Raw genomic sequence first — 17,296 nt, 5'->3', positions numbered from 1 at the left:
ACGGTTCCTTAAATACGTTGTTTGAAACGGAATAGGGGGGCTACTGTTCATAGTTTTCAAACCATTCATCAATATATTTTACCCATTGCGATCCCTTATCTGATTGACTGTATAACCGTTGCAAGCACTCCTCTTGACTAGTGTCTATAAAAATACTACTGGCTCCCAGCTTTCTTTCTAAACGTTCCCTTGCCATCTTAAATGGCTCTGTTGTAACGATATACGCATTCGTCCACTTCCCGTTGCGAGTTTTTACAATATCATAGAGATAATCACGCAGACTAAAGACCACACTATTCAATCGTTTGTTTTCTGTATATCTCGGTGCATTACTAATCATTTGACGAATGTTATCCAAATCAATAATAAGATCAGTCGGTGATGCTACATTATTGACCCATGTCGTTTTACCACTACAAGGCGCACCCCACACGATAAAGACTTTCTTCTTTCCTTCATATCCATAACGGTGATGTATCTCATTGTGACATTTAAAATGAATTAAGATGATTAAGTCCTTATTAAAGGTAATATCGAAATCATTAACATTATCTTCTGTTAACTCCACTTTATGGTGTGCAATCAAATCATACTTATTGATAATTGGCTTACCACAATGTTCACAGTATACTAAGCCATCTTCTTTATTCTTGCGTTCATCAATCAACTGTTCTCGAAAGGAGATCCATCGCTTATCCTTGTAGATGTTATCTAATGTCAATAGCATCGTTATATCTTCATTAAAACTATTTTACAATTTCGTGTTGCTGTTGGTCCCATTCCGGGTGCAAATACAGTAAGCGATATGTTACTCGATCCTAATGTCGTATTGAATTGTACTTCATCTACCCCACCAAAGTTATAAGCACTTGCTAATTTGAATGCTACCCCGATAGAAATAATCACACAATTACTTGAGTTAAATCCGCTAGGGTATGTCAATGTCGCACCACCACTTCCGTTTGTCAGTGCGATTGTCCCTGTTGTCACTGCAAAATCACCTTTTATCTTATAATTCGCTAACTTTGTATTCACTTCACTCTCAGTATAATAACGATCATCATGATTATGTGTTGAAGGTGGAAATGTTGTTGGCTTTCCTGTAATGGCACTGTATGCATGAGTATGCCCTGTGTCACTTTTCCTTTCCAATCTTTCATCAATCTCGATTTGATCATAAGCATCAAATCGACTGCCATCTTCACTAAATACATATTTTCCCATGTTTTATATTCCCCTTTCTAATTCTCTTAATGTTAAAAATGCTTGATCTCTTAATTCACATAACTCCAAGTATTCATCATCGCTTAGTGTTGGTTGAATTTTCAATCTGCTTTCAAGTTCAAATTGTTGTATTTTTTTTACGCTCTGATCAATAAATGTTTGATAAAATATAATCCTGTTTTGAACCGTATCTCCATGACGTTCTAGCCCCATTTCTAAGGGCATAAGATTTAATTTTTCTACCCATTTATCCATTTTTATCCTCCTACTATAATTAGTTTAAATGAAATTGTTTGTGATGGCTGCGCACTTGGTCGACACGCATAGAAATATGGCGTTTTGGTCGTTGAAATCTGACCTTGTACTTCCGTCCAAAGCCCTAACTCTCCATGAAAAGTACCACTGAAATAATCAATTCGACTAAAAAAAGTCGGAAGAGTTGTTGGACCGATATAATTTGTACTTTCGTAAACAGTTCCCCATGATACAAAATTGCCCGAATTTATAGATGGACTCCATGTCGCTATTTTTAGTCCACTTGGGAACGTGTACAATCTAAAACCATTACTTGTTGTTGCTTTAGGCATTAGCGTGGTGATGTTTGTGCCATTCAAAAATAAGTTTTTAAAATATCCGCTTTTAAACTGCCAGCTCGATGTTCCAATCTGACTATCGGTACTAGTTGATGTTGGAAGTAACCCTCCTATTGGCGTTCTTAAATAGTTTCCACTCGCCTCACTAAACCCAAGGTAACCCCCACTATCTTTTGAAAACTCTACCACTGTCCCGCTTGTCTTTGTTACGGTTCCTTGTATTCCACCTACTTTATAACTATTTGTGGGCGATGTTGTTGGTTCTACATACTTCGGATAAGTCGCACTACCGACATTCGTTTTCACAGTATAAATGTTAAATCCTGTTTCATTAGGCGTATTGAGGTAGTATCTTCCACCACCTCTAAGATAAAAAACAACTGTTGATAATTGATTGATCTGCTGTATAAATGCTGGCATCGTTCCATTACAATGCATACAGGTTGCCGCTTCGAGCCATCCCATCTCATCGCTGGCAGTTACTCCCCAACCGTTTGCAACAATATGTGCTTTTAAATTTACAGTAAATCCACCGCTGTGTGTCGACCATGGCGGCTTACTTCCGCTATTTAGCTTAACATTGCATTCATATGTATAAAAAATAAATGGATTACTTGGTATTTGTTTTGTCAATACAACTGGATAATAGGTATTTGTATTATAGGAAGACCCCGTTAAGTCAACAGTAACGCGATAACTCCTCCTATCTTCTTTACTTTCATTCAAAATACGTCCTTGATTTGCACTTAATGCATCTATCCCACTCGTACTTGTTAAATTGTCGATGATTTGTGGGGTATGATAATCTGTATATTTAACGATTTCAAACCCACTATTTAATGCGTTGATCCCAACATATACATTGTCTCCATTTGATAATGCTTGATTAGTATTAAATGTCACATAAGAACTATTCCCTTGATCTGAAAGCAAGCGCAACCGAATAGTTCCGGTACTGGTGTAAGAACCCGCTGGTAATGTAAACCATATAAGATCACTGTTACCTTTTATCGCATTTGTAGTTTTAATGATAGTGCCGTTGCTTTTGCTTAATTCTACTCTTAAATTATCTGTCTGATAAATTAATGGCTGAATAGAAACGATGATTTCGTTTTGGTCACTAGCGCTTGTACTTGCACCAATATTAGACGGATTCGCATAATCAATATTACATATGCTTCTCATTCTATTCCTCCTTTACTCCCAATCCTCTTGAGATTTTTCCTTTAATTCCAGTTCCTTTTCTCTTAATTTAATCGTCTGTGGATCATTTGCATATTCCGGTAACCCCTGACTGTTCTTCGCCCAATTCAGCAACAAGAACTTTGCTGACATTGGATTGGGCGGAAAATAAAGTTCATCTTCATAAAAAATGACTTCCTCTTTTTCGGATTTTTTCTTTCCATCTAAATAATCAACATTCTTAACTTTTATCGCCTTTTTCACTTTTTTTGTGAATCCTCTAGCACTATCAAACATTGCCGCTTCAATCTCTTTCACCGGCTCTGTCCTGCATTTTATAATTAACTCCGATAACTCGGAATGCTCTGATTTGCATTTATACCATGTACTTTCAGCAATCCCCAGCACTTTTGCAATGTCTTTTTCCCTATATCCTTTTTTAATTAACTGACTAATATAAGAAAAACGGGGTTTTATACGGGATTCATAAGCCCCTTTACGCCCCGTCTTAGTTTCTTTGTTGTTCACGTTTCTCCTCCTTTCTCAAAACAAATTTTCTTTTATACCTAATCAACATTTTTCTAGGAGGAAAATGGGACCCGTTGATTAGGCGTAAAAGGTAATTTATTCACAATATAATTGTATACTTTAAGGTGATAAAACCAAATACCCCTATAAATCTATAAAAATACAAAATAAAAAAGCACTATTGGTTCAGTGCTTAATCTTTGATTGCAAAATCCTCTAGCAACTCTTTTGCGACTTCTTCCGGAAATAAATTCATCGCTAATTTTCTAACTAATCTTACTTTGTGATAAGAAATGGCGGTAGTTTTTACATTATAAAATTCACTAACGGATTTGATCGTCATCATGTCGCTATAGATACTCTCTATTATTCCATAATACTCATCATCTTTGATTTCTTCTAAAGCTGTCTTGATTCTTTTCTTTAAAGAATTATCTTCGGGTAATTTAGGATAAAGTTTCAAAACATTTTCTGTTCGAGTGAAGCTGCTCATTTTATTGTATCTAATTCGATTTTCTCTTTTTAATTTTTTAATTACTTTTGTCGATGTTTTTTCAGATGTTTTTTCCGCAATGCGTTCTATCAATTCATCGTACTTCATTTTTCTATCACCTTTTTATATACAAATTTCTTGATTTCATCTTTGCATTCTTTGCATAAACGAATCGCCGGTGATGCATTAGTCTCAATATTTTCTATCGCTCCATCTGCTGATATTCCGGCAGTCGTTTCCAAAGCCCCAATTTCTACAGTATAGGTCGTATAATCTTTTATTTCTTTTCCACAGCGATCGCAACAGCATATTTCTTCTTTTTCTTTGAAATACCATTGTTCCGGCGTTTTCCTTTGACAATATTCTCCGATCAATTGTTTAACCATACAGGAATCGCAATTATAATTTCGTTTGCATTCTTCTTTGATTGTTAGTAACGCTCTTTTTAATTCATCATAGGTCATTAGATTATCCTCCTTTCATAATCTTAAATACGAAGGCTGCCATAATCGCAATGATTATGATCCCCGTGATTAAAGACAGACCAGTGAATATTATATCTGTTGATTTATATTTTTTATCGTATTTAACAAATTGTTTCTTAAAATCTTCGTTTTCAAACACTCTTATTTTATTATCGGTTCCTATGTATTTACACACCCATTGTCCGCGCCATATTTTTATATCATCTATAGTTTTTCTACCACCTCCCGGTTTGATGTCTTCATATGTCTCTATATTTAACAAATCATTTGCATATCTTACGTGATGTACATCGTAGGAATATTTATTATTAAATTCTGTACGAAATAAATCTAAAAACCAAACCGGCATGGGATCATACCCAAATCGGAAAGCATCTACGTTTTTTAAATCCTCATTAATTTTATACATCTTCTTTTACCTCTTTTTTTATGATCTTCACGTTTTCAACTTGGATAACACCGTTATCTTTTAATTTGTACGTGGCAATAGCTGTATAATCAACACCATTACTATAATCAATATGGTAGTTCACATTTTTTAGGGAAGATTTTGTTAAGCCAATTTTTCCATTATATTTCATGGTGTTGTTTCTCACAGTCTGAGATTGCCTTATCCGTTGGTATATATAAAAATCCAAAGAAAATTAAAAATATCACACATGTTAACAATATTTTAAGTCCTATCACCCCAAACCATATAAACATAACACAACCCACAATTAATCCATAAAAAGAAATGGCAAGTACCCACGCTATGATTTCTCTAAATATTTTAAATTGTTTTAATGTTTTCTGATCTTTATTCATTTTCAATCTCCTTTAGACAATTTATGATACCTTCAATAAAACCAAAATTCATACCATGACCATATGTATTAATATATTTAAACCAGTATTCTTCATCGTCCCAGTATTCTTCATCGTCGTCGGGATATGTAATGCGCATTTCTAAAGCACCATCGTAATCGCTTAATATCTCTATTTCACCGCAATTCGCTAGATTAGCTTTAAGTTTTCCATATTGTTTTTGTTTTTTAAGATATTTATTCAATTTTCCAACCGCAGCTGACATTTTTTCAATTTTCTCATTCTTTATATTTTCTCTAAAGTCATAAATAATATTTTTATCTATACTATTATCAAAATAAACAATATTATCCGTTGGGTGTAAAATATAACTTTCTTTTCCAACTATAACAACGTAATGACCATTTATTTTTTTAAAAATACCGGCATACTTTCCATATGCTTCCACATAGCAACCAAAGTAAATGTTGGGTATAGAATAATGTTCTTTAATATATTCTAATTGTTCTTTTTTTGACATTTTAAATCTCCTTTTACTCTTTCTTACGTTTTTTTAATGCTTTTTGATTATCTTTCATTTTCTGTTATCTCCTTTTTTCCTTATTTGAATTGAACATATCTTATATACTGTTAAATTCGCTTACCCTTAAATCCCCCTATATTTTCTAGCCATCTTCTCAATTCTTTAAAAATGAATTGAATGTTTGCTCATTATGTTTGATTAATTCATTCTTAGGAGCTATTTAAAGGGATCAAATCCTTGTATAGCTTCACGTTTTTGGTCTTTGGTTATTCCTATGTAGTCTAATGTAATCGTTGGCGTAGCGTGATTAAATAGCTTTTGTAGCATAACGACATCGTGTGTGGCTTGGTAATACATATAACCAAATGTTTTGCGTAATGTATGAGTGCCAATATTCCCGGTTTGAGTTCCAAAGTAATCTTGGATATCTTTCTTTAAAAAGGCATACGCTCCATTCCTCGCTAGTGGCTTCCTTAACTTTGTTATGGGATCGCGTTTGCGACTTGGGAATAGATAGTCACTCTTATTAAGATTGTATTTCTTAGCATATGCCTTTACTTCTTTTAACACTTTGTCGTGCAAATATAGCGTATTTTCTTTGCCTGTTTTCTTCTCTAACATTTCGATTCGATCATCGGTAATATCTCCATATTTAAGAACGATAAAGTCGGAGATTCTTCGCCCCTCATAAACCCCAAACATGAAAATAAGATGATTCCTATCTCTGATAAATTCTTGATGCTTTGTTTTGGCTTCTTTATTTCTTAGATATTCCTCAATATCCGCTAACAGGTATTTATCTCTTATTGGATCAACGCTTTTCATTTCATCACCTTCTTTCAAACCTAATAATGAGTTCCTTGTTTCTTATACAAAGACCAATTATTTTATCGCCGTTTTCTATTTTTTCCTTTGCGATGCATGCTACATGTTTTAATACAGTGTTTAAATCCACTCTTTAATCCTCCAACAAGGTATCTATAACAAATTCCATTTGTCTTTTTATATGATGGAGTAATTCGGCATATATTTCGCAAACCTCTTTTACACCGACCGCATTTCCAAGCGCTTCATCAATTTGATCTTTTATTTCTTTGACTTGACTATTCATTCTCTTTTACCTCCTCTATTTCTATAATTTTTAATACATAATATCTTTTATTAGGTTCTGCTCCCCATTCTTCTTTGCCATAGTTGATAGACAAGCTAACAGTAGCAATGAAACAAGGTGAATGAGAAGAATATCCATTCCTAAAACACACTTGTCTACTTGCTATATAGTGCGTTACCTCGACATTTATAAAAGCATCTATCATACCATACTCGTCAAAACCAAACAACTTAGAAAATCTACTTGTATAATATGGTTTTATTTCTCTGTATTCTTCTTTTTTATCTCCACTAAGAATAAGCTCAAACCATTTCTTTTTTATCGGTAGTGTTAGCATTTTCTTCTACTCCTCTATTTATAAAGGAAACAACGTGAGCAGTAATTATATCAAGTGCATTAATGGTTCTTTTACTTCCTTCTTCGTTTTCGATTTCTATATTTATGTCAATTCCAAAATCTTGAAATACGTTTCTTACCGCTAAAAGCGATTGATATAAATTTGCTTTTTCTTCAAATGCTTTTTTAGTTACTTCCATTCTCTTTTACTCCTTATCAAATTCAATGGGAACGATACTATCGGGTTTAAATATAATCTTGTATTTATATTTATCTTCTTCTTTCCATTCTGTCTGCTCTACGATGTAACTTGTGTTATCGGACAAGCCAAAGTAATGAACTTTGTATTTGTCTTCCCCAACTTTACAGGTTAGCTCCAAACGGTTAGCTGTATTATTTGTTTCAACCGAACAGTTTCCCTCGGCTTCAAATAAATATTCCCCGGTTATGTTATTCATAAAAATCACTCTTCTAAGAATCTTGAATTGTTCTGCATCTTTCTTTACATTTTCCGTCACTACTTCTGCATCGGTACTGCAGCCGCATAGTAATAAACAGATTGTTAACATTATAAATCCTTTACATTTTTTCATTTTCTTCCTTTTCTCCTTTAATAACCTCTTTAAACATTTTTCTAAATCTCTTTTCCGATAAGGACTTTTCGTTTTATTAAGCTGCTCTTTACATTCTTCTATGGTCATTTTCACACTAATTTATCACCCTCTCTAAATCCACCAACGTGGTTTATTTTCTAAAGCTGGTATGTTGTAGCACACCCAACAACACCCCTTGTTAAATACTTGTGTATGCCCTAGAAACTTGATTCTTTTTTTAAATATTCCTATGGATAATTTATCTGCATATTGTTCGTAAATATCTGCCCTTGTCGGGGTTTCTACAGTCGCAATCGGCAGTAGCAAAGCAAACGATTTGATATAATTATTTTCTATTAACCAAAATGAGCGTTTTATTATTTCGTTTTGGATGGAAAATGGAGGATTGCTAATCATCAAATCGGTTCCATTTGGTGGAAGTGTTGTAAAAAAGTCATTTCCTAAATCGTCAAATTTATGAGTAGCTTTATATTTAAGGTCTAGTTCATCTGCTCGTAATTTAAACTCACTGTCGTAATGGTTAAATGGGAACCAACACATGCTGAATGATTTTATATTTATAATATTGTAGATATTTTCTACCACCCACCTTGGGGTTGCTACATGATCAGAATCGTAATATTTATTTTTTTCATATTTTTCAACTGATGTAGACGTATTTAGATGATCAAACAAATTAATTTGATTTTCCATTCAATTCCCCCTCCTACAAAAATTGCTTAAATATAGCTACTAACACATTAACTACAATACTATTACCTGCTTGCTTATAAAGCTGACTGTTGCTGTTTACCTTGGCAGCTCTATAAAAATCTTCATCATCGAACCCCATTAGCCGCCAGCATTCAAGGGGCGTTAATTTACGAATTGCTGAATTATTTAACATTACACCACTATCGTGATTGATCGCTTTAATTGTCCTTGAAACATCTTTTAATGGTCCGTGTTGAAAGTTATCTGACACATTTGTATAGATTCCATCTGCTTGCATAATAACTAAATTATCTTTTTGAACAGTAGTAAGGGTATTTGATAATCCATCCGGCTTTATTTCTAACATCTGTTTAATAGGCAATCCTACTTTTCTAGACTTTGGATAATTTGGATTTCTACCTCTACTTGCACAAATAATCGGTTCCATTATAAACGGCTGACGATTTCCGCCTTCCATTGTTGTAAGCGTAGGGGATAATCCGTCTTTATCGTAAATCCTACCTTGATTTGGGTTTTCCCTTTTGTTAGTTGGCATACAATTACCTAGTTGTTTTACTTCAATGCATTTAGGGTCCTTATAATCTCGCGCACATAATGTCTTACTAATTCCATTTTCATTTAAAACTCTATTTTCATATTTACCTTGAGTAAATTGTGTGTTGAGCATATATTCAATTTTTGTCTTAGACAAATAATATTTTTCATCGACTTCTTTTTCTAACACATCCTTTAATCTTAATTCCAACTTTTGTGGTTGTGGAAATGTATAGTTATATTGACCTAAAATACTGACCATGAAGCATCTATTGCGATTTTGTGGAATACCGTAGCCCTTAGCATTTAACAAAGATACATAATTGCTATAACCAAGTTCTTCTAATTTTAATTGCCAACTTCTGAAATCTTTAGCATTTGCGCTTCCCAATACCTGTGGAACATTCTCCATTAATAGAATTTGTGGTAATTCTGTGCATTCGTCCAAAATTCGTTCCACTTCCCAAAGTAACCCCGATCTTGTTTGGCTTCCTTTCTTCATTCCTTTTCGCTTCCCTGCTGGGCTTAAATCTTGGCAAGGGAAGCTATAAGTTAAGACATAATCGTATTGATCTGTGTTAACTATGTTTAGATCAGATGCCCTTATTTTAGTAATATCTGTTGGCATAAAATTCGTTCCATGAATAGCGTTGTAGCTTGCTATTGCATATTTATCAAATTCAACCACTTTATGATGTTTAAATTTTACGCCTAAGTTTCTAAGTGCCATTGCTTGTGATCCAATGCCAGCGAATAGTTCAATTAATCTGATTGGTTTTGTTATTTTATATGTAGGATAAAGCAACTCAAAAATATCGATATTATCCATTCAATTCACCAATATCAAATAATGACGGTTGAGGAAGGTAGTTCATGTATAAACATTCTGTTCTTTTCCCTCTTTCGGCCGCTGTTTCGATCGTTTCCTTATGCCACCCGGCAAGTTCCTTGCTATAGATTTCTTCATTGTAGCAGCTTATAAGCACCTTGCCTTTATGCTCCTTAAGCGTTCGTAATAATTCGATATGCTGTTCGTCTGTCATGTCGTGCTTATATAAATGCTCTTTTCTTGTACTTAATACATAAGGTGGATCACAGTAGATAAACACATCCGGATTGTTGTATTTTTTTATTATATTAATTGCATCGTCATTTTCGAGAACCGCATTTTTAAGCCTAGATGATGCGATTTGCATTGTTTCCGGCAGCTTATTCCACGTCTTACATTTATTAGAACTTGTGGAACTTTTAGATCGCCTGAACCCACTTTGATACACTGCACTATTCCCAATCCCAAACCAACATTTAATGGCAAACTTTCTAGCTTTTTCTATATCGGAATCAGTTTCAGTTATTACTCTTGAATTTTTATATTCTTTAATTGAGAACGGCGTTAGTATTATGTTTTCGATAAACGCATCCGGTTTATCTCTTAACACTTTAAAGTAATTGTAAATATCTTGGTCAATATCGTTAATGACTTCAATTTTTGCTTGCTCTTTATTAAAAAAGATAGTTCCTGATCCGAAGTAAGGCTCCAAATAGGTTTGATGTTTTGGAATGAAAGAAATAATCCAATCTTTGATTAATTGCTTCGATCCTGGATAATTTAATAATGTATTCATTTTTATTCCCCCTTATAGCAAAGGCGGATTAGTCCGCCAATGCTAATAATTCTCTTGGGGTCCATACTTTTTGACTTTCCCAAGTAACATCTTTAAGAATGTTTTTATCTAATTCGAAAAAAGCGTTGTCTTTTAACTTTTCATCGCTTTCCCATTCGCCAACAGTAATATTTAATGTCGGCATAATAATGGTCATAAACAGACGACCGTTTTTATCTCTTGTAAAATAGACATCGTCTTGAAAACCGCTTAAAAAATCTTTATCTTTTTGTGTTAATGGCATATATAGCCCTCCTTTTACAAAGCTATTATTGTCCTTTAGCTTTGCTGTTATGCCTTAATTCCATAAGAAACTCTGTTCTCTCGGAAATACGAATTAGATCATTTTTATCCAATGCTCTAATTTTGTTAAAAGAGTTCTTTTTCTCCTGTATATTTTTTCATGTTCGTAGGTCTTTTTCATACCGATTGCTAATTTCTACGAAAAGCGTATGATCCTTATAAAAATCAAATTCAACCACCCCGGTGTTCCCATTTCTTACTTTTGCAAGATTGACCTTTGTTTTAGAAATCTCCCCGGCGTTTTCTTTTTGATAGTCGTCTCGGTGCATTAGCATAATAATATCTGCATCTTGTTCTATGCTGCCACTATCTCGAAGATCGCTCATTCTTGGCTCTTGGCTTTCTTTTCCTTCGACCGTTCGACTTAATTGGCTTAGCGCTATTATTGGTATTTTCAACTCCGCTGCCATGAGTTTAAGGTCCCTCGATATTTCAGAAGTGGCTTCATATCGGTTCATATTATTGCGTGATGGTTTCATCAGTTGCAAGTAGTCGATTATGATTAGCCCAATTCCTTTTGACCGCTTCATATTCATGCATTTTTCTTTTATGTCAGCGACTTTCGTTGTCGTTCCATCATCAATATAGATTTTATATTGTTGGCTCACATTGGCGATTTCTGATAGCTTGTCGGGATTATTCCTTGCGATATTTCCGTTTTTTATTTCTTGATGGGATATATGCCCGATGTTGCTCATTACCCTGTATGCAATTTGACTTCCGGACATTTCTAAACTAAAGAATGCCACGTTCATATTATTTAGTCGGCTTGCTTTCATCGCCAAGTTCATGGCAAAGGCTGTTTTCCCAACAGACGGGCGCGCACCGATAATCACTAAAGACGATTCATCGATGCCATGTGTTTTGAGATCGATGTTCAGGAATCCAGTTCTTAAATCTTTCTTTCCCTGTCCTCTTGCAATCAACTTCACTTCATCAATATTTTTGTTAACAATGTCTTGCAATGGAACCAGCGTGGATTGGGTTTGTGTTACACTTTGCTCTATAAATCCATTAAAGCGATAAGCATAATCTCGAAGATCATCGATTTCTCCATTTTCTATGTCACCTATCATTTTCCTACATGCTTGGATCAGTTTTCGCTTAGATGTATTCTCTTTCAGAATTTTAATATAATGGTCGACCATTCCGGTTGTCGCAATAGCGCCGGATAAATCAAGCAGCATTACCATATCTAACGTTTTATCTTTTTCATAGACTGTAATCGGAGTAACCGGCGAACGCAACTTTAGCAGATCACTTACCACATTAAATATTCTTTTATTGGTTTCATCGTAGAAGTCATCTTCTACTAATTTAGAAAACTTGATCGATACTTCTTGATAGTCGTAAAGTAATGCCCCTAACACTTCTCTTTCAGCTTCTATGTTGCAAGGAATACTCATGTCAGATAATCTCCTAATTCCTCAATGCTTGGGGCTTTGTATTCTTCGCTCTCTGTCTCTTCCTTTTGCTCTTCCGGGTGATCTTTTCTATACCAATTTAAGATAGTCGCATAATGGCTTTTATACTCCGTTCCGGTACTCTCCATATACACACTTAGCTGCTTTATGTAAGGGAGCATATCTCGCTCTTTTAGCTTGTTGTATTGTTCTTCTGTAAGCTGTACATTTTTAAATTCTCCGTGGGTCATATATATATATTTATTATTATATTTATTATTGTGTGACATTTTGTCACCATTTAGTGTGACATTTTGTCGTAGGGTGTGTGACACTTTGTCACCGCTTTTTTCGCCCTCTATGACACTTTGACACTGGTTATTTATACCAAAAACGAGCGTATTAATCAGATCGATATTCGCTTTATATTTACAGAAATTATCTTCTTTTTCTTTTAAAATATAGCCTTCCTCTGTCAGTTCTGAAAGTGTCCTCAGCACTGTTCTGCTGGAGATATTCAGAAGCCTAGATAAATACTCCAAACTACCACTATAAACGTTTTCTCCGTCTTGGCTAAAGCCATAAATAGTGCCAAAGACGAGTAGTCGATTACCGTTTAATTTAAGCTTATTAATCATCCAACCAAAGACGACAATATAATTATTTGAAAAACGATTTTCATCATTTTTTTGTCTCTTTTTCCTACTCATTTGAACACCGCCATTCTCAACGCACTATCTGATGGAATATCATGGATTTGATTCACTTTTTTTAAAGCTACACTAATTTTTTTATCTATCAATTTTTTTAAGCTATTCATCATCTGATTATCGATTTTAACTGTTCCCATATACGTACGATCGATGTAAATATGACAAATATCCCCCGTTTTAATTTCTTCTCCGCCCACGGTATGAAATCCTGTTTTTTTAGGTTTCATTCTTTCTTTTTCTGCGAGTTGTTCTAAAGCACATCTTGCCCCTTTAATAAAGTCCATTTTCATGTTTTGTGGGAACGTATAATATCCTTCTCCTGTTTTTTCTGAATCTTCTGTCATCGTGCAGTAAACAGTTTTCCCAGCTGCATAAATTTCAATGTGTTTATTATTCATTTGTTTTCCTCCTAATATCCTAAAACGACACTATTAATGCCGAGTATGATCGCAATTACGATAAGAATAACGATCATAATACTTTCTATTTCTTTTATTCCTTCCATGCCTAATAAAGCCAATAATATTAAACTTTCTAGTAATGTTCCGATACACAAATAAACCATAATGCTTTAAACTCCTAAAATTTATTTTATTTAAGATTGTTGTTATCAAAAGTACAGCCACTACAAAGAAGATCAATAGGCGTTGTGCATCATTCATATTTATTCTTTCTTCGCATAAGATCACAGGCTTCTTTAATAGCTAGGGATAAACTTTTGCCAATTTCTAAAGCAAGTGCACTCTCCCAATCGTTTCCTTCAATTCCCATGAATCCATTAGCTAATTGATTGGAATTCTGTAAGATATTACTAGGGCAAGCTAAATTAATACAAATTCCCCAATTCAAAATACTACAGTAATATCCTTTAAATAATTTTCCATAGATCACTATAAAACTATATCCACTGCAATTAACCGATATATAAAGCGGTGCTTTTAAAGTTTTTGTTTTAGTTATTGTTGCAACTTCCATTTTTCTTTTCCTCCAATTTGACTTTTAGGGAGCGATCTCTTATAATATGTATGGTGTATATTTTAAGAAAGGCTCCCTAGTTTTAACTAGAGAGCTTTTTTCATGCCTAAAATTATTGCTATAAAATAATTGTATTTGGGTCATTTTTAAGTTCCTCTAGTTGTTCTTCTGTATAGAAATAGTTACTTGTGTCTATTCCTCTTGCTTCATGTTGTCTTGCGATTTTGTTTATTGTGTCAAAAAGATGTATTACAGCTTCCCGGCTTGGTGTCTCCGGGTGATGTGTAATGATCTTTGTGTGACCAATCATATATTCCCTTGTCTTGGGATATTTCTCCCTATCGATGTATCGATTGTCTTTTGGATCGTCTCTAGGATCAATCGGCATTCTAATCACCTCCTAATCTATACATACTTACAAAATGTGATATTTATCATCTGTTTTTATTTTTTATTGTTTCTTAACGAATGCTCAACTATAATTAAAGTATCGATATTAGGACTATCGAAATTTTATTGAAGGTGAGGTGAAAAAATGGATTTACAAACCGGATTAGCATTAATCGCTTCTGTTATTGGTGTAGCAGACTATTTTAAAGATATAAATCCTCTTTACTGTAAAAAGAGAGCAGAAATGGAGGTTTATATGAATATTTTTAAAGAACATTTAACTAAACATTTAGAAGATATACCCGAAGAAAACAGACAATCTCCAAAGAATTCTATTATTTGGCCTGCATTCGAGTCCTCAATTTTTTATTTAGAAGATGAAGAATATCGTGAAATGTTTGCTAAATTAATTGCTTCCGCTTGTGATAACAGGAAAAATATCAATTCTCATCATTACTTTTTAAATATAATAAAACAATTAGATCCTAAAGATGCTATAATACTTAAATCGTTTTGTAACGAGAATAGTAAACAAGCGATTACTAATATTTGCGTTAAATCTAAAATCGGTGAGGGAATGACAATATTAACTAATCATTTTTTTGTGTTGAATAAAAATACATCGTCTAATCCTGATGCTTATTCTTCTTGCATAACTAATCTTAAAAGATTGGGTATTATAGAGGTTTCTTATTTATCTAAACTAGTGGTGTCAGAAAATTACGATATATATGAACAACATCCCGTTTACTTAGAATTAAAAAGCTTTGCTGATAAGAATGGAATAGCCGAAATATATCTTGAAAAAGGGATTGTTGACCTAACACCATTAGGAAAAGATTTTCTAAAAGTTTGCATTGAATAATGCAGACTTTATTTTTTTATTTTTTTTACCTCATTAATTGTAATTTCAGTTATTTGATGAAAAACTTCTTTCCACTTGTTATCATTTTCTTTTAAATAATAGGTTCCAATTATATTCCCAATAATTATTGAAACTATCGCACTTACAACGATAATTGTTATGATTTCCATTTCTACCCTCCTATGTTTGTTTGTGAACTACTTGTTTACTTGACAACAATCCTGAAATAAAACCCATATCATAATCATTTAATTCATAGCCCTTTTTCTTTAAAGACTGTAAGACCTTAGCAATATCTTTTCCCTGATCTTGCTTTCTTTTTAAATCTTTCTCTGTCATTATTTTCACCCCTTTCGTTCTGTACATTTACATTATAGTTCTGTTAATATACTTTGTCAATATTTTATGTTCATCTACTTGACTAATTAAAATTATAAGTTTACTATTTAAACAAGAAAGGAGTTAAATATGAATAATTTAAAAGAAAGATTATATGAACTTAGGAAAACCCTCGACTTATCAATGGAAAAATTCGGTAATGAATTGGGCATTTCTAAATCCGCTATTTCAGGATTTGAAAAAGGGATTTCCAATCCATCAGAGCAGACCTTGAAGTTAATATGTAAAACTTTTAATGTGGATCCCTTTTGGTTAAGAGAAGGAATAGGCGATATGTTTACAGCTATTCCTGAAACAATCATTGATAGTCTTGTAGATGAATTTGATTTGGATAGTCGAGACCGATTTATTATCGAAACTTATTTACAAGCATCTGAATCTCAAAGAAACGCAATCAAAGATTTTCTATTAACGTTAGCAGAAAAAAGCGCAAAAAAAAATGAGGAATAAATCCTCGTTTTTTACTTTAAGTAAAACATTTATTGATTTACTATATGTATGAAAGGAGGGATAAAGTTTAAATGAGTATAGGAGATAGAATTAAAAGCATTAGAAAATCTGTTAATTCAACACAAATAGACTTTGCTAAAAAATTGGGCTTATCTCGAAATGCTATCGCTAGCTATGAAGGTGGAGTAAGAGTCCCTAATGAAGCTATGATCAAATTAATATGTACAACTTACAAAGTCGATCCATTTTGGCTCGAGACTGGCGAAGGAGATATGTTTACAGCAATTCCTGAATCGATCATCGATAGTCTCGTGGATGAATTTGATTTGGATATTCGAGATCGTTTAATCATTGAAACTTATTTACAAGCATCTGAATCTCAAAGAAACGCAATCAAAAATTTTCTATTAACGTTAGCAGAAAAAAGCGCAAAAAAAAAATGAGGAATAAATCCTCGTTTTTTACTTTAAGTAGTACATTATGATAAAATTATATATTTTTTCAATATAGTTAACATCATTGATCGATTTAATCATTTCTATTATTCTTTCTTTGTAAATATCTTCATTCATACTAACTTCTCCCCTCGATCTTTTTATTGTTTTTCAGTAGCGCTTCTGTAAATACATATTAACATATATTCTTTTGTACCGCTTGCCCGCCTACCTATATATACTAGAGTAATTAAAGAAATACTTCTTTTTTCTACAAATTAATTTTTTATTTTTTTACGATATATAGAATTGTTAGTTTATTGTTTTATAATTACTAGTTTACTAGGATATAACAAACTGTGCATAAAAAATCATTCGATAGTTTTTGACCATTTAGTTGCATTTTGTTGCACACTTATAAAAGAAATAATATTAAAATAAAATATAATAAAAGAATTTATTTATATAAATCACAATATAACAGGACAATTATTTCATAATAATAAAAATCAATATAAAATATTTATGTCAAATTAGTTACTAGGATTTAACAAAA

General features: G+C 33.1%; 31 protein-coding genes. 3 read left to right on the top strand and 28 right to left on the bottom strand.

Translation table 11 applies throughout. The features are described 5' to 3' along the window. Positions 1-40 precede the first annotated feature (40 nt). The 26 genes from ACLRVU_RS09665 to ACLRVU_RS09540 all read right to left on the bottom strand — a co-directional run bounded on the left by ACLRVU_RS09665 (position 41) and on the right by ACLRVU_RS09540 (position 14,590). Positions 41-727: an AAA family ATPase gene (locus ACLRVU_RS09665; protein WP_412891677.1), complete on the bottom strand. Its 687-nt coding sequence runs from the start codon at positions 725-727 to the stop codon at positions 41-43. 2 nt (positions 728-729) lie between these two features. After that, positions 730-1,224, bottom strand: a complete 495-nt coding sequence (locus tag ACLRVU_RS09660) for a hypothetical protein (RefSeq protein ID WP_412891676.1) — start codon at positions 1,222-1,224, stop codon at positions 730-732. 3 nt (positions 1,225-1,227) lie between these two features. Beyond that, positions 1,228-1,479, bottom strand: a complete 252-nt coding sequence (locus ACLRVU_RS09655; protein ID WP_412891675.1) for a hypothetical protein — start codon at positions 1,477-1,479, stop codon at positions 1,228-1,230. A 2-nt stretch (positions 1,480-1,481) separates the two neighbouring features. Continuing rightward, positions 1,482-3,002, bottom strand: coding sequence for a hypothetical protein (locus ACLRVU_RS09650; RefSeq protein WP_412891674.1), 1,521 nt, complete (start codon positions 3,000-3,002; stop codon positions 1,482-1,484). Positions 3,003-3,014: 12 nt separating this feature from the next. Continuing rightward, positions 3,015-3,527: a hypothetical protein gene (locus tag ACLRVU_RS09645; protein WP_412891673.1), complete on the bottom strand. Its 513-nt coding sequence runs from the start codon at positions 3,525-3,527 to the stop codon at positions 3,015-3,017. A gap of 193 nt (positions 3,528-3,720) precedes the next feature. Further along, positions 3,721-4,128, bottom strand: a complete 408-nt coding sequence (locus ACLRVU_RS09640; RefSeq protein WP_412891672.1) for a hypothetical protein — start codon at positions 4,126-4,128, stop codon at positions 3,721-3,723. Then, the gene (locus ACLRVU_RS09635; protein ID WP_412891671.1) at positions 4,125-4,484 is read right to left on the bottom strand and encodes a hypothetical protein; all 360 of its coding nucleotides are present in this window, start codon (positions 4,482-4,484) and stop codon (positions 4,125-4,127) included. The genes ACLRVU_RS09640 and ACLRVU_RS09635 overlap by 4 nt, the downstream gene beginning before the upstream one ends. A 4-nt stretch (positions 4,485-4,488) precedes the next feature. Continuing rightward, positions 4,489-4,914 carry a hypothetical protein gene (locus ACLRVU_RS09630; protein ID WP_412891670.1) on the bottom strand — a complete coding sequence of 142 codons (426 nt, stop codon included), beginning with the start codon at positions 4,912-4,914 and terminating at the stop codon, positions 4,489-4,491. Further along, positions 4,907-5,086, bottom strand: a complete 180-nt coding sequence (locus ACLRVU_RS09625) for a hypothetical protein (RefSeq protein ID WP_412891669.1) — start codon at positions 5,084-5,086, stop codon at positions 4,907-4,909. The genes ACLRVU_RS09630 and ACLRVU_RS09625 overlap by 8 nt, the downstream gene beginning before the upstream one ends. Beyond that, complete coding sequence (locus tag ACLRVU_RS09620) at positions 5,076-5,312, bottom strand: hypothetical protein (protein WP_412891668.1); 237 nt, start codon at positions 5,310-5,312, stop codon at positions 5,076-5,078. The genes ACLRVU_RS09625 and ACLRVU_RS09620 overlap by 11 nt, the downstream gene beginning before the upstream one ends. Further along, positions 5,305-5,832, bottom strand: coding sequence for a hypothetical protein (locus ACLRVU_RS09615; protein ID WP_412891667.1), 528 nt, complete (start codon positions 5,830-5,832; stop codon positions 5,305-5,307). The genes ACLRVU_RS09620 and ACLRVU_RS09615 overlap by 8 nt, the downstream gene beginning before the upstream one ends. Positions 5,833-6,051: 219 nt before the next feature. Further along, positions 6,052-6,660: a tyrosine-type recombinase/integrase gene (locus tag ACLRVU_RS09610; RefSeq protein ID WP_412891666.1), complete on the bottom strand. Its 609-nt coding sequence runs from the start codon at positions 6,658-6,660 to the stop codon at positions 6,052-6,054. Positions 6,661-6,793: 133 nt separating this feature from the next. Continuing rightward, positions 6,794-6,946: a hypothetical protein gene (locus ACLRVU_RS09605; RefSeq protein ID WP_412891665.1), complete on the bottom strand. Its 153-nt coding sequence runs from the start codon at positions 6,944-6,946 to the stop codon at positions 6,794-6,796. Next, the gene (locus ACLRVU_RS09600) at positions 6,939-7,283 is read right to left on the bottom strand and encodes an ASCH domain-containing protein (protein ID WP_412891664.1); all 345 of its coding nucleotides are present in this window, start codon (positions 7,281-7,283) and stop codon (positions 6,939-6,941) included. Before ACLRVU_RS09600 ends, ACLRVU_RS09605 begins: the two co-directional genes overlap by 8 nt. Then, positions 7,249-7,482, bottom strand: coding sequence for a hypothetical protein (locus ACLRVU_RS09595; protein WP_412891663.1), 234 nt, complete (start codon positions 7,480-7,482; stop codon positions 7,249-7,251). Before ACLRVU_RS09595 ends, ACLRVU_RS09600 begins: the two co-directional genes overlap by 35 nt. Before the next feature lie 6 nt (positions 7,483-7,488). Continuing rightward, positions 7,489-7,875 (bottom strand): hypothetical protein, encoded by a 387-nt coding sequence (locus ACLRVU_RS09590; RefSeq protein ID WP_412891662.1) that lies wholly within the window; start codon positions 7,873-7,875, stop codon positions 7,489-7,491. Between the two features lie 132 nt (positions 7,876-8,007). Beyond that, complete coding sequence (locus ACLRVU_RS09585) at positions 8,008-8,589, bottom strand: hypothetical protein (protein WP_412891661.1); 582 nt, start codon at positions 8,587-8,589, stop codon at positions 8,008-8,010. A 13-nt stretch (positions 8,590-8,602) separates the two neighbouring features. Further along, positions 8,603-9,973: a DNA (cytosine-5-)-methyltransferase gene (dcm, locus tag ACLRVU_RS09580; RefSeq protein WP_412891660.1), complete on the bottom strand. Its 1,371-nt coding sequence runs from the start codon at positions 9,971-9,973 to the stop codon at positions 8,603-8,605. Next, positions 9,966-10,769, bottom strand: coding sequence for a DNA adenine methylase (locus ACLRVU_RS09575; RefSeq protein ID WP_412891659.1), 804 nt, complete (start codon positions 10,767-10,769; stop codon positions 9,966-9,968). Before ACLRVU_RS09575 ends, dcm begins: the two co-directional genes overlap by 8 nt. A 28-nt stretch (positions 10,770-10,797) precedes the next feature. Next, positions 10,798-11,052: a hypothetical protein gene (locus ACLRVU_RS09570; RefSeq protein WP_412891658.1), complete on the bottom strand. Its 255-nt coding sequence runs from the start codon at positions 11,050-11,052 to the stop codon at positions 10,798-10,800. A 157-nt stretch (positions 11,053-11,209) separates the two neighbouring features. Continuing rightward, positions 11,210-12,517 (bottom strand): replicative DNA helicase, encoded by a 1,308-nt coding sequence (locus ACLRVU_RS09565; RefSeq protein WP_412891657.1) that lies wholly within the window; start codon positions 12,515-12,517, stop codon positions 11,210-11,212. After that, positions 12,514-13,224 (bottom strand): helix-turn-helix domain-containing protein, encoded by a 711-nt coding sequence (locus ACLRVU_RS09560; RefSeq protein ID WP_412891656.1) that lies wholly within the window; start codon positions 13,222-13,224, stop codon positions 12,514-12,516. The genes ACLRVU_RS09565 and ACLRVU_RS09560 overlap by 4 nt, the downstream gene beginning before the upstream one ends. Beyond that, positions 13,221-13,625: a hypothetical protein gene (locus ACLRVU_RS09555; protein ID WP_412891655.1), complete on the bottom strand. Its 405-nt coding sequence runs from the start codon at positions 13,623-13,625 to the stop codon at positions 13,221-13,223. Before ACLRVU_RS09555 ends, ACLRVU_RS09560 begins: the two co-directional genes overlap by 4 nt. Before the next feature lie 11 nt (positions 13,626-13,636). Further along, positions 13,637-13,792, bottom strand: coding sequence for a hypothetical protein (locus ACLRVU_RS09550; protein WP_412891654.1), 156 nt, complete (start codon positions 13,790-13,792; stop codon positions 13,637-13,639). An 89-nt stretch (positions 13,793-13,881) separates the two neighbouring features. Further along, positions 13,882-14,202 (bottom strand): hypothetical protein, encoded by a 321-nt coding sequence (locus ACLRVU_RS09545; RefSeq protein WP_412891653.1) that lies wholly within the window; start codon positions 14,200-14,202, stop codon positions 13,882-13,884. A gap of 118 nt (positions 14,203-14,320) precedes the next feature. Next, positions 14,321-14,590: a hypothetical protein gene (locus tag ACLRVU_RS09540; protein WP_412891652.1), complete on the bottom strand. Its 270-nt coding sequence runs from the start codon at positions 14,588-14,590 to the stop codon at positions 14,321-14,323. Positions 14,591-14,737: 147 nt separating this feature from the next. Here ACLRVU_RS09540 and ACLRVU_RS09535 point away from each other — a divergent pair, with 147 nt between their 5' ends. Continuing rightward, positions 14,738-15,457: a DUF4393 domain-containing protein gene (locus ACLRVU_RS09535; protein ID WP_412891651.1), complete on the top strand. Its 720-nt coding sequence runs from the start codon at positions 14,738-14,740 to the stop codon at positions 15,455-15,457. 8 nt (positions 15,458-15,465) lie between these two features. Here ACLRVU_RS09535 and ACLRVU_RS09530 read toward each other — a convergent pair whose 3' ends face one another. Further along, positions 15,466-15,627 (bottom strand): hypothetical protein, encoded by a 162-nt coding sequence (locus ACLRVU_RS09530; RefSeq protein WP_412891650.1) that lies wholly within the window; start codon positions 15,625-15,627, stop codon positions 15,466-15,468. A 10-nt stretch (positions 15,628-15,637) separates the two neighbouring features. Further along, on the bottom strand, positions 15,638-15,796 hold the full coding sequence (locus ACLRVU_RS09525; protein WP_412891649.1) for a hypothetical protein: 159 nt from the start codon (positions 15,794-15,796) through the stop codon (positions 15,638-15,640). Positions 15,797-15,925: 129 nt separating this feature from the next. On the opposite strand from ACLRVU_RS09525, the gene ACLRVU_RS09520 reads away from it, so the two are divergent. Next, positions 15,926-16,306: a helix-turn-helix domain-containing protein gene (locus ACLRVU_RS09520; RefSeq protein ID WP_412891648.1), complete on the top strand. Its 381-nt coding sequence runs from the start codon at positions 15,926-15,928 to the stop codon at positions 16,304-16,306. 71 nt (positions 16,307-16,377) lie between these two features. Beyond that, a complete protein-coding gene (locus tag ACLRVU_RS09515) occupies positions 16,378-16,749 on the top strand; it encodes a helix-turn-helix domain-containing protein (protein ID WP_412891647.1) in 372 nt (123 codons plus the stop codon). Positions 16,750-17,296: the final 547 nt, after the last annotated feature.

The sequence above is a fragment of the Beduini sp. genome (assembly GCF_047239305.1).
Classification (GTDB): domain Bacteria; phylum Bacillota_I; class Bacilli_A; order Erysipelotrichales; family Coprobacillaceae; genus Beduini.
This window is presented reverse-complemented; position numbering and strand designations above follow the sequence as displayed.